At 53.1% G+C, this 11,846-nt stretch carries 9 protein-coding genes, 1 tRNA gene and 1 pseudogene; 9 read left to right on the top strand and 2 right to left on the bottom strand.

Going from position 1 to position 11,846, the window contains the following annotated elements; all coding sequences use genetic code 11:
* Positions 1 to 27 precede the first annotated feature (27 nt).
* The 5 genes from AC222A_RS09130 (at position 28) to AC222A_RS09110 (ending at position 5,796) form a co-directional block, all read left to right on the top strand.
* Positions 28 to 537, top strand: a complete 510-nt coding sequence (locus AC222A_RS09130) for a TlpA family protein disulfide reductase (protein ID WP_372748129.1) — start codon at positions 28 to 30, stop codon at positions 535 to 537.
* A gap of 88 nt (positions 538 to 625) precedes the next feature.
* Positions 626 to 838: a DUF4266 domain-containing protein gene (locus tag AC222A_RS09125; RefSeq protein WP_372748128.1), complete on the top strand. Its 213-nt coding sequence runs from the start codon at positions 626 to 628 to the stop codon at positions 836 to 838.
* Between the two features lie 10 nt (positions 839 to 848).
* Positions 849 to 2,051: a DUF3570 domain-containing protein gene (locus tag AC222A_RS09120; protein ID WP_372748127.1), complete on the top strand. Its 1,203-nt coding sequence runs from the start codon at positions 849 to 851 to the stop codon at positions 2,049 to 2,051.
* A 66-nt stretch (positions 2,052 to 2,117) separates the two neighbouring features.
* On the top strand, positions 2,118 to 3,008 hold the full coding sequence (locus AC222A_RS09115) for an FAD:protein FMN transferase (protein ID WP_372748126.1): 891 nt from the start codon (positions 2,118 to 2,120) through the stop codon (positions 3,006 to 3,008).
* 160 nt (positions 3,009 to 3,168) lie between these two features.
* Positions 3,169 to 5,796 carry a c-type cytochrome gene (locus AC222A_RS09110; RefSeq protein WP_486774878.1) on the top strand — a complete coding sequence of 876 codons (2,628 nt, stop codon included), beginning with the start codon at positions 3,169 to 3,171 and terminating at the stop codon, positions 5,794 to 5,796.
* Positions 5,797 to 5,839: 43 nt separating this feature from the next.
* Here AC222A_RS09110 and AC222A_RS09105 read toward each other — a convergent pair whose 3' ends face one another.
* The gene (locus tag AC222A_RS09105) at positions 5,840 to 6,967 is read right to left on the bottom strand and encodes a DUF1214 domain-containing protein (protein ID WP_372749027.1); all 1,128 of its coding nucleotides are present in this window, start codon (positions 6,965 to 6,967) and stop codon (positions 5,840 to 5,842) included.
* A gap of 207 nt (positions 6,968 to 7,174) precedes the next feature.
* Here AC222A_RS09105 and AC222A_RS09100 point away from each other — a divergent pair, with 207 nt between their 5' ends.
* The 4 genes from AC222A_RS09100 (at position 7,175) to AC222A_RS09085 (ending at position 11,337) form a co-directional block, all read left to right on the top strand.
* On the top strand, positions 7,175 to 7,723 hold the full coding sequence (locus tag AC222A_RS09100) for a heme NO-binding domain-containing protein (protein WP_372749028.1): 549 nt from the start codon (positions 7,175 to 7,177) through the stop codon (positions 7,721 to 7,723).
* Positions 7,720 to 10,092, top strand: coding sequence for a response regulator (locus AC222A_RS09095; protein WP_372758604.1), 2,373 nt, complete (start codon positions 7,720 to 7,722; stop codon positions 10,090 to 10,092). Before AC222A_RS09100 ends, AC222A_RS09095 begins: the two co-directional genes overlap by 4 nt.
* On the top strand, positions 10,089 to 11,165 hold the full coding sequence (locus AC222A_RS09090; protein WP_372749030.1) for a response regulator: 1,077 nt from the start codon (positions 10,089 to 10,091) through the stop codon (positions 11,163 to 11,165). The genes AC222A_RS09095 and AC222A_RS09090 overlap by 4 nt, the downstream gene beginning before the upstream one ends.
* Positions 11,166 to 11,260: 95 nt before the next feature.
* Positions 11,261 to 11,337: transfer RNA gene (locus AC222A_RS09085), tRNA-Met, on the top strand.
* A 70-nt stretch (positions 11,338 to 11,407) separates the two neighbouring features.
* Here the strand turns inward: AC222A_RS09085 and AC222A_RS09080 are convergent.
* Positions 11,408 to 11,735, bottom strand: a pseudogene (locus tag AC222A_RS09080) (transposase); the annotation flags it as partial.
* Between the last annotated feature and the right edge of the window lie 111 nt (positions 11,736 to 11,846).

Raw genomic sequence — 11,846 nt, 5'->3', positions numbered from 1 at the left:
ATATGGATGGGGAGGGCGCGTCTTACGATGATTTTGCGATGTGTTGTACTAACACTGCTGTGGTTTGCGCCGCTGAGCTACGCGTTGAAGGTGGGTGACCCGCTGCCCAACTTTGCACGCCCGGGCTTGCTGCATTCGGATACCTTGCGCACCGAAAACCTGAAGGGCCGTGTCCTCTATATCGATTTCTGGGCTTCCTGGTGTGGCCCTTGCCGCGTATCGCTACCGGCAATGGATGTCTTGTTTCGCGAATTTCAGTCGCAGGGCTTCACTGTGGTGGCCGTTAATCTTGATAAAAATGAAAATGAGGCTCAGGCCTTCCTAAAAGCCCACCCGGTAAGTTACCCTTTGGTGAAAGACGACGGCAGCTTGCCCAAGCGCCTTGGCGTGGTCGGCATGCCAACCGGTTTTCTGGTGGATCACACCGGCCTTGTACGGGCTGTGCACGAAGGGTTTCGCAAGGGCGATGAACGCAAATTGCGTACCCAGATTGTACGGTTGCTCGAGGAAGCCCGGCAGCAGAAAAGTCGGCAATAGCCGCTGGCAATAACAGCTGGCAATAACAGAACCAAGACCTGCACAACCAAACAGCCAACGATAACAATACACTGGTGGTAACAGGTAAATGCGCATACTCAGTCTCGCGACCGTGATTTTTCTTCTCAGCGCCTGTAGTGTCACCAGGGTTGATCCCTGGGACAGGCAGTATCTGGCGCGACCTGAAATGGCTTGGGACCCTGACGGCAGTAGCGCCACCTATCGGGCGCATGTGTATTTCAGTAAAGAAGCCAGCAACGGTGGTGCCAGTGCCGGCGGTGGTGGCTGCGGCTGTAACTAGGGCTTAGCGAATGAACAACAATAACAAGAAACCCTCTGCGCTGATGGCGCTGACCAGTGCCGCCATGGCACTGCCTGGAGTTGGAGGCAAAACCGAGGCAGCAGCTCCGGTAAGTGAGCCCGTACTTAGCTACCACGTCTCTCATTATCGCGAAGCTGACATTGAGCGCAAAGATCATCTAGGTGGCGCGCGCGAGCGATATGAGATCGATACCCATCAATTAGGTTTCGCGGCACCATTAACGCGCGCCGCCGACCTTAAGCTCGATCTGATGGTTGAATCCATGAGTGGCGCCTCTCCTTGGTATATTCAGCCTGATGCCGATGGGCGGCCGGTACAGGCGATGAGTGGCGCCTCGATAAAAGAAGAGCGCTACGACGTGCAGGGTCGCTTTAATCATTTTGTCAGTAAAGATACCGTGTTGTCCTACCTGGCGGGCTATTCCGACGAACATGATTATCAAGCCATCAATGTAGGGCTCGAGATTGAGCACAATATTCCAGTGCAGCAACTTACTGTGTCGGGCGGCATTGGCTACAGTGACGACGAACTTGAGCCTACTCAGGGCACCACGCCGGTCAGTGTGGTTAAGGCAGACAAGGATAACCTGACGGCTTTTGTTGGCGTCGGCCTGATCGTGAACGAACGTACGGCAGTGCAGACTAATTTGAGTGTGAGTGATCAGCAGGGTTTTTTATCTGATCCCTACAAGCTGGTTTTTATTGCCAATCAGGTCAACCCTCTGTTTGCAGACTCGCGACCAGACGATCGGCGGCAGTGGGTGTGGCTTACTCGGCTGCGACATTTTGTGCCTGCGGCGAATGCTGCGTTTCACGCGGATTATCGTTATTTCGACGATGATTGGGATGTAGAATCACACACGCTGGAGCTAGGTTGGTATCAGAATATAGGCGTAAGCTGGCGCTTCGATACAGCGCTTCGTTGGTACTCTCAAACGGCGGCTTACTTTTACGCCCCGTATTTTCTGTCGGCGCGGCCAGACGGTTACGCCACCAGTGACTATCGGCTGTCGCCCTATGGCGCTTTGGGCTTGCGTCTGAAGTTAGTGAAGAAGCTTGGCCCGTGGCAATTAAGCGCCGAGCTGGAAAGCTACAGCGCAAAAGACAGCTATTCGCTCGATAGTGTTGAAGTGGAAAATCCGGGCTTGGTGGAATTTACGACGTTTTCACTTGGTTTCGATCGTGTCTTTTGAGGCTTCGTGTGTACATGTTTTCCAACGATAGCGTCTGGCATATTTCAAGTTTTGGTTGAGCACCGCTTGATCTATCAGTCCTTCAAGTTTCACGCGATGGGTGGCCCCTGCGAGCTTAAGCTCTATGCAGAAAGTGCGCAGGCTGTAGAAACCGCCGCTGAAGCAGCAATGGCAGAAGTACAGCGCATCGAAACCAAATATTCCCGCTATCGCGATGACAGTATTGTTTCACGCATCAATAAACTTGCCGGGCGCTCGGGCGTGGTGGTTGATGACGAAACGGCTGCGCTGCTGAATTACGCCAATACCGCTTTTGAACAAAGTGACGGGCTTTTCGATATTACATCCGGTGTGCTGCGCAAGGTGTGGGATTTTACCAGTGGCAAACTTCCGCAGCCGGAAGCACTGGCTGAATGCTGCCAGAAGATCGGCTGGCAGCGGGTTGTCTGGAATGGATCGCAGTGTAGCTTGCCGGAAGCCGGAATGGAGATCGATTTCGGCGGTTTCGGAAAAGAGTATGCAGCAGACCGCGCTGCTGATATCTGTCGGGAGCATGGAATAGCGCACGGGCTTGTAGAGCTGGGAGGCGATATTCATGTGCTTGGTCCGCATCCAGATAATTCTCCTTGGCAAATTGGATTGCGCAACCCCCGCCAACCGGATCAGGCAATCGACGTCGTCAGTATCAGTCGAGGCGGGCTTGCGAGCAGCGGTGACTACGAACGCTTTATGCTGGTCGATGGTGTGCGCTACAGTCACCTATTGAATCCCTTCACCGGCTGGCCCGTGGCAAGCAACCTTGCACAGGTCAGTGTGCTGGCGCCGTTGTGCCTGGTGGCGGGTACTGGGGCCACGGTGTCCATGCTGAAGGGCGAAAGCGGAGAGGCGTGGCTGCAGACATTAACGTTGCCCTATGTTGCTGTCACGCCGCAAGGCCAGATCTCGCGGCGCTTCTGATAGAACGAGCAAACTATAACCGGGTTCATGCTGAGAGTTTTTTGATTGATGCGTTTCCGGGTTTTAGGCCAATAGCGGGTTGTCGGGGGCATAGATCCGATGACGTCCTGACGGCACAGTAGGGGTGAAAGTGGCTTCCATAGCGGGGTAGGCAGAAATCATGGCGGCGAATTATCTGCAGTTATTGCTTATCAGCCTTGTGGTGTTGTTGGTTGGCTGCCGCAACGGTGACAGCAGCGGGGTTCCGCAAAATCCAAAGGGGACTGTGCTGGAGGGTGGACATAGCGGTGATGATGTCGACAGTCTGGACGGCTATTTTGCGGCCAGTGTTCAACCTCTGCTGAGCTATTGCCGTACGTGCCATCAGCCGGGTAAAACGGGTGACGTGGAAGGCGGCAATACATTTATGCTCAGCGCTAACCCAGCTGAAGATTTAACCCGGATGCACACTGCCTGGAAGAACTTGGGCGCTGGTGTAACGTCGAACGCAATTCTTACCCAAAATTCTGACAGCAGTGAAAACCACACTGGTGGTACACCGTGGCGGCTTGACTCAACGGAGTATCGCGCCGTCGCCGCGCTGCTACAGTGCTGGGATGAGCCGGCCAGTTGTGCGTTTGGCGATGTTGGTAAAGTAGACGCGCTACTTCCGCTATTAGGCAGTGCTCGCGGCGGGCATTTCTGGGATGACTACTGCAATGGCCTGGTGGAGGCCGATGGTGCCAGGCTCTTCGATGAAAACGGCGTTTATCTTACCAAGAAAAACGCTACGCCCTTGCCGGATTCCGCTTTGCTTCCACATGACCCGCGCGATCTGGTGCGCGCTGGAGTGAGTGACGGTAAATACGTCTACTTCAATGCATTTTGGCGTGATTGCCATGTGGTACCGGAATTGGTGAAGGAGTTTCCTCATCCGGAAAACTGCGGGCAGTACCGCGCGAGTATCGCGCGTGGCTCTATTATCATGGGTGCCGCCCCGGAAATTGATGCTAGCGGAAGGGCTTATACCTACGGCACCCATGAACCCTACAAGTCAGGTGTGGCGAGTATCTACAAGGGTCACAAAGACGAAGGTCGGATGATTCGCAAGGGCACCACCTTTGCTGGCGATTCTCCCCATGGTGCAGCGGCACTCACTGCCCGGCAAATCAATAATCTTTGGATTACCTGGGGCTTGCCTTCCCGCCCCGATAATTTTGATCAGCTGATGGCAGAACGCTATGGTTTCGGGCAGCCATCCGCGCAGTTTCCCTACCCGGTAATCGACCAGGCGAAGGGCATAGATGAAACTGCCCAGCTCAGTAAAACGTTTGGGGGCACCGGTAAGCTTCCCTTTGGAATGGTGCAAACACGGCTGAAAGACGGTACTTACAGTGGAGAAGTGAGCACTAACTGCCAGGGCTGTCATGGTTCGCAGGTGGGGCAGGAGTTTGTGGTGGGCGCCGGTGGCGGCATGCTGGATGCCACCGTATCGTCCAGAGATTTCGCGGCCCTTGGTTCTGCCGCTGGAGTGGCGATTGATCGCGCCGGGCTGGCCGGGCGCGTGCGCGGCACCAACAACGCACAGTTTTCCAATATCACCGCGTTGTCGGGCGTGCGCTCACCGCAGCAGATGGCGGATGTGCTTCAAAACGGAACCACGGGTACCGGCGATACGCCGGCGTGGTGGAATGTGGGCAAGCGGCCGGTCAAATTCGTAGACGCGATGTTTTCCGGCGACGCAGTACGGGTAGATTTCGCCTTGTTCAGCCCACTTTTGACCAACAAATATGGCGCTGCGGGTGAGCAAAATGATTATGACTCGTGGAGCAGTGATCATGTGCAAGATGGCGACCACTACATTACGTCTCGCAAGGCTCCCTTGTATCCTCTGCCAATCGATAAGGCGTTAGCGCAGGAGGGTGCGATACTTTTTCATACCAAAAACCTGTGGGCTAACGGTAATGTTGTGCCAGCACCCGCTGGTGGTAATGGTTCCTGCGCCAGTTGTCACGGGGCCTACTCACCGCGCTTTATCAATGATCCTGCCTTTCTTGCTGATCCACGACTCGAGGGGATTGCAAGTTATGTCGTGCCACTCGACATTATCGACACAGATCCGGTGCGCATGGAAACCTATAACGATGGTACCAACGAGGGCAATTCGAATACTGCCGTTGGGTACCCTGAAACGGCGCCGGGCAGCGCAGAACGCGCCGAGCTCAGCTCGGCTGACAATGCTCGTGTCGAAGACTGTCGCGTGCAGAACCTGGCGGATTTACAGAAGAACAGCCAGGGAGAACAACGCCCACAGGGCTATGCAGCACCGCCACTTTACGGCATTTGGGCTACGGCCCCCTATCTGCACAACGGTGCTGTGCCCTCGGTGGAGGCGCTGCTACATTCAAGTTCGCGACCTGACATCTGGCGCCGCGTCTCGAAACCGGCGCCGGCAGGTCAGGACAATGTGGTGATGGGCTTCGACCACGATCTGCAGCGGGCATATGATCAGCGAGCAATGGGTTGGAAATATGATGTATTGGAGTGCGGTGGTAGTGACGCGATTCCGCAGCTGGATTGCACGCCGTTGGCTCAGGAAAACCTCGATTTTTTCTTGTCGGAATACTACGGGGGGCTGCTGCTAGGCTGGAATATCACCAACCCGCCGTCACTTTCGAACAGCGATATTGAAGCGCGGAAAATTTATAACGCACGCATGTTCAGTCAGGGTAATGGTGGTCACGTGTTTACCGACGTGCTCACTGCGCAAGAGCGCAGCGCGATTATCGAATACCTGAAAACGCTGTGATTGCGCCGCCAGTAACCGACTCGGCTTGCCGGTCGGTGGGTTACTAACGCAATTGCGTCAGGTCGACCACTTCGGCATGTGGTGTTTCCACCTCGCCATCAACCAAAAAGAATCGCCAGAACATAAGGCCCAGCACTCGGCCTTCAGTATCTAGCCAATTTGGCAAGCCGGGATCTTCATGGGCGATGATCATACGAAAGGAGCCATCTTCTTCGAGCTGAGTTTGTGCGCGATTAAGCGAGGCACGGCGATTATTATAATCGTAGGTTTGCTGATGGCGCGTCCATAAATTCAGGCTGCCAAAACGGCAGCTGGGCCAGCGACCGGTAATCACCAGTGCCTGGTGTGGTTCCAGATAGTAGGGTGCCATGGAGTAATGAGCATCAAAGGCAGAAAGACCAAAGTCGCCCGGTACTACCGGCTTGGGAAAGGCGTTAGGTGTCAGCGCGACAAAGGGCGGTTGCTCGGCCTTGGCCATCGGAGGCATGCCTAGGGTGCGGCTTCGAACAAAACCGGCCACTCGGCGAATGCCTTCCGCGACGGATACGTCATCAGGTATCAGTGAGGGGCGATCCGGATTGATTGCTTCAATCAACAGTACTGGCTCACGGGCGGGGTTGCCGGCGGCGCACTGGGCTTCCTCAAAGTAGTGACGGGTTGTGATCCGGGACGCGCCTTCCGGTAAGGGCAACCAGTTACGCTCTGAGGGTGCTCCGCCCAGTCGCAGCTCAAACCAGCCATCGTCGTCCACATCAAATTGGGTGTCGTTGATAACGCCCGCAGTTTTACTCGCCATGCTGCCATCGTCAGTGCCAATTTCAATTGTGATGGATACATACACGGCGCCGTTGATCTGGCCACGCACCCGGTAGGCATAGTCCGGGCTTACCGGAGCGTCAAAGTAGATCGCGTCGCCATTATCGCCGGTAAATTTGCGCCAGGGCGTGACAATGCGCCGAAATTGCGGGTAGGCAACATCGAGCTCAAACATCCCGGCCAGACCGCCCTCAAGCACATGCATCAGCGAGCGATGAGCGGCCGCAACATCCGCCTCAGTGTGAATGTTCCACTCAGGGCTAGCCCAGCGGCTGTCTATTTCCTCAAGCAAATCAATGAGTTCTCGTAGTGCGCTGCGGCTTTGGCTGGTGATGGGCTTTGTGGTTTCTGGCATGACAGATGCTCCGGTGGGCTGACAGCGACTATTTTTATGGATGCTGTTCTGAAATTACCGTACAGGTTACGTTTTTTCAATAGAGTGAGTCGTGGCGTTCGCGCTAATCGTCACATATAGTTAAGTACTAACGCGGATAACACCATAAGCAAAAAACGTAGAAGCTATTGATAAATAGTGCGTTATAACCAATTTTGAGGGTGGGTAATGAAAGGCATCGTATTTACAGAGTTCATGGAAATGGTCGATGAGAAGTTTTCGCCGGAGATGACGGAGTCCTTACTCGACGAAGTGGATCTCGAATCCGGAGGAGTCTACACCTCGGTTGCCACCTACGATCATGGCGAGATAGTCAGTCTTGTTGGCAAGCTGTCGGAAAAGACCGATATTCCCGTGCCCACGCTTATTCAGGTATTTGGTGAGTACCTGCTTGAGCGCTTTACCGTACTGTACCCTGCATTTTTTGAGGGTGTCACATCCACCTTTTCATTTTTGGATAGCATCGAAAACCACGTACACATTGAGGTTAAAAAGTTATACAACGATGCGGAGCTGCCGACCTTCAAAACGGAAAAGAACGGCGACCTGGAAATGACCATGATCTACCAGTCGCAACGTCCATTTGCCGATTTGGCTGAAGGTCTGATAAGGGGTTCTGTTGCATTTTTCGGCGAGGAAATACGAATAACTCGAGAAGATCTGGGCGACTGTAATGGCAGTCATGCCAAATTTCGCTTGGAAAAAGTAGTGGCATGAGTCTAACGCCCGAACAAATTGCCAGGCGCTACGAACGGGAGAAAAAAGCGCGCCTATCGGCTGAAAAACTACTGGAGGAAAAAAGCCGCGAGCTTTACGACGCCTATCAATCCCTGAAATCAGCTGCAGAGGGCTTGGAACAGCAAGTGTCTGAGCGGACTGAGGAACTGCAGAAGGCGATGGAAGAGGCCAAGGCGGCCAGTGAGGCAAAGTCTGATTTTCTGGCGAATATGAGCCACGAAATTCGCACGCCAATGAATTCCATTATTGGCATGACACATCTGCTCAGCCAGACCCCTTTGACGGATAAGCAGAAGAACTACATTTCCAAACTCGGTACCTCTGCGAACTCTTTGCTCGGCATTATCAACGACATACTCGACTTCTCGAAAGTAGAAGCGGGCAAGCTGGAAATAGAAAACACAGCATTTTCAATTGAAGAAGTGCTTAAAGAAATCATTGCTGTGCTCAGTATTCAGGCCACCAGCAAAGGTCTGGAATACCTTATTGATTACGATGAAACCATTCCCGAACAGCTGATGGGTGATGCCCTGCGGCTTTCTCAGGTGCTGATCAATCTCTGCAGTAACGCCATCAAATTCACAGAGGAAGGGGAAATTATCACTCGCGTTAGCGTGAACGACAGAAGTGAAAGTGCTATTACGCTGAATTTCTCGGTCGAAGATACGGGTATAGGCATCGCTGAAGATCGTCTGTCGGAGCTTTTTCTCTCATTTTCTCAAGCAGATGCATCCATCACACGCAAACACGGCGGTACTGGGCTCGGGTTGTCCATTTCCAAGCGGCTGGTTGAACTTATGGGTGGTGAGCTCAAGGTAGAGAGCGAGCTCGGGCAGGGCAGTAAGTTCGGGTTTGCGCTAACACTGCCTTTGGCAGAAGAGACCGAGTCGAGCGTGAGCCCGCAAGATACTTACGCGGAGAAAAAAATACTGGTGCTTGATGATAATCGTGCTGCCAGGGAAATTCTCGAGGCCATGCTGGAAAAGCTGGGGGCGAAAACTACGAGTGTGAGTGCGAAGACTGAGCTCAATGCGTTGTTGGGTGACGGTCAACAGTTTGATCATTATATTATCGACTGGCGAATGCCGGACGGTGGTGGCGTTAATACCGTTCAGTCGCTGATCAATGACTATAGGGTGGATGCTTCTAGAATTATTATGATGTCGGCTTACGATATCGATGATCTGAAGTCGGAGTTACGCTCCCGCGACATAAGTGTTGGTGGACTTCTTGCCAAACCCATCATGCGTAGGCATCTCGCGCAAAAGCTCGGTTTACATGAAGACAGTGATACCGACTCCAATGTAGATGCAAGCGAAGCCTGTAGTCGTCTTTCTGGATTAAGCCTGCTTGCTGCCGAAGACAACCCGGTAAATCAATTTATCCTTAAAGAAATACTCGCGAAACTTGGTGTGCAGGTTCAGATTTGCAATGACGGCGTCGAGCTGGTGTCGGTGCTGGAAAAAACTACCGATTTCGACTGTATTCTGATGGATGTTCAGATGCCCAACATGGATGGGCTGGCGACCGCGAAACATGTTCGGCAGGAGCTCGGGCTAACGGGAATTCCTATCATAGCCTTTTCTGCCAACGTCATGGCCCAGGATCAATTCAATGCGCTGCAAAGCGGTATGAATGACCACCTTTGCAAACCTGTAAATGTAGAAATTTTGACCGACATTGTTGAGCGATGGACGGCCTTTTCACGGCGTTGCCTTAACCGCCGTGACATTGAAAATGGCAGCGCCGAGTTTCGGTTCTTTTCACCTGACAAGGCACTCGCTACGTCTGGAAATAATGAATCGCTGGTGAAAAATATGCTCGGCACTTACGTTGCCAAAGCAGCCGGCGAGGAAGAAATGCTAACTACCGCATTGCACAATGCAGACGATAGCACTTCGCTAGAGGTCTGCTCTCGTATTGAGAAAACCGCGACCGCTATTGGGGCCGCGCAATTGGCGGGTAGCGCCGCTGAAATTGCCATGCTGGTGAGAAGAGAGGCGCATGAAGAGGCGCAATTGCGCCTGAATATACTCAGTCGAGACTTGGAGAATTCCCGGCGGGAAGTGGAGAGCTATTTGCGCAGTGCGCAGGAGGCGCCTTCTCTACACGGTATCAGTGATGAGGAACTGCGCGAAAAAGCCACTGGAATAATGAAGTTGCTTGAAGGCTATGATGCCGGTGCAGAGGATCAGTTGGTGGCGCTGCGAAAATTATTTGAAGCACATCCACTTAAGCCGAACCTGGAGACAGTAATTTCCGCCGTGCAACGCTACGATTTTGATGCTGCAGCCAGTCAACTCTCAGAACTGCTGAGCGAACTTTCCAGTCAGGAGAATCATGCATGAGTGGTGAGACTGTCCTGATCGTTGACGACACGCCGCAGAATATTGATGTTCTGAAGTCTGTGTTGGCCGACGACTATCAGATTAGAGCGGCGATCAACGGGCAGTTGGCGCTAAAGATTGCCGTGGCTCAGCAGCCCGACATTATCCTGCTTGATGTGATGATGCCAGAAATGGATGGCTATGAAGTGTGCCGCCGCTTGAAAGCAGACCCGGAAACCTGCGATATACCTGTGATCTTTGTCACTGCTGTGACAGAGAGCATCAAGGAGGAGCAGGGGTTTGCGCTCGGTGCGGTGGACTACATCACCAAGCCTATCAATCCGGCAATCGTTAGAGCCCGCATGAAAACGCATTTAACGCTGGCTAACCAGCAGCGCGCCACCCGTGCCGCTGTTATAGCCAAGACTGCCGAGCTCTCCGACAGCCAGCGCAGTGCTATTTACATGCTCGGCGAAGCGGGTCACTTCAATGATACCGATACCGGTGTGCATATTTGGCGGATGGCGGCATACGCCTCTACCCTGGCAACCAAAGCCGGCTGGTCGGTTGAGGACGCCAAACTGTTGGAGCTCGCGGCTCCTATGCATGATACCGGCAAGATTGGTATCCCTGACGAAATCTTGAAGGCCCCCCGACGCCTCACCGACGATGAAATGGCGGTAATGCAGACCCATACCACCATCGGGCGGGATATTCTGGTGAAAAGTACGACGCCCCTGTTCCAGTTGGCTGCCGAGATTGCATACAACCATCACGAGTGTTGGGACGGTAGTGGTTACCCGCGCGGCATCAGCGGTACCGACATTCCGGAGTCGGCGCGAATTGTCGCCATTGCTGATGTGTTTGACGCATTGAGTATGCGTCGCCCCTACAAGGAGCCGTGGCCTCTGGATGAAATACTCGAATTCCTGAAAGAAAAGTCCGGTTCACACTTTGATCCGTCCTTGCTCGCATTGTTTATGGAGCACTTGGATGAGATTCTTGAAATCCAAAAGCGCTGGGATTCCATAGAGCATAGCGGTGAGAGTGCGCTTGCTACCATGATCAAACTGCAGCATGAGGGCGAGCTTTAAGTAAAGTTTCAAATGGGCCTTGCAATAGCTAAACAGGCTCCCTATAATGCGCAGCCTCGATTGGCGAGACGCAGTTAGCCAGTCAACAGTTTTGATGCGGGGTGGAGCAGCTTGGTAGCTCGTCGGGCTCATAACCCGAAGGTCGTAGGTTCAAATCCTGCCCCCGCTACCACTTTAAAAGCGGATCAACGTAAGTTGGTCTGCTTTTTTTTGGCTCTACCCCATTAACGGGGGATGGGCATTCATCTCACCCTGTTGATTATCCCGTCCCATCCACAATGGGCCAGCACTCTTAATCTGTAATTTTCAAAGTTTCTAAAACCATACGCTCGCCGTGACATCATTTCCATCTTGTTCTGAAAGCCTTCGGTAATTCCGTTCGCTTTCGTAAAGAGTCGCATGGCGACAATGGGCTGTAGCCAAGATTGTAAAGTCCCTGTCAACGCTCTTCGCGGACTGGCGGCCAGCTGTTCCAGCAAGGCCATAAGCGCGGGCAATTATGGCCTAGGCGTCGCGCCGGGTTAATGTCTTGAATGGTACAAAGCGGATAAGGCGCTGGTTGGTGATAAAGGGTGTAGCCGGAGGGCCGGGTTGGGCAAATTCTAATCAATTGATCGCTGAAAGAGTTTCTATATTATGGCGATTCTATAATCTCTCTTCAGGCTGTCGCCGCTGTAGTTT

It is taken from the genome of Litorivivens sp. (assembly GCF_057445395.1).
Note: the sequence above shows the minus strand (reverse complement) of the source record. Positions and strands in the feature narration are given on the sequence as shown.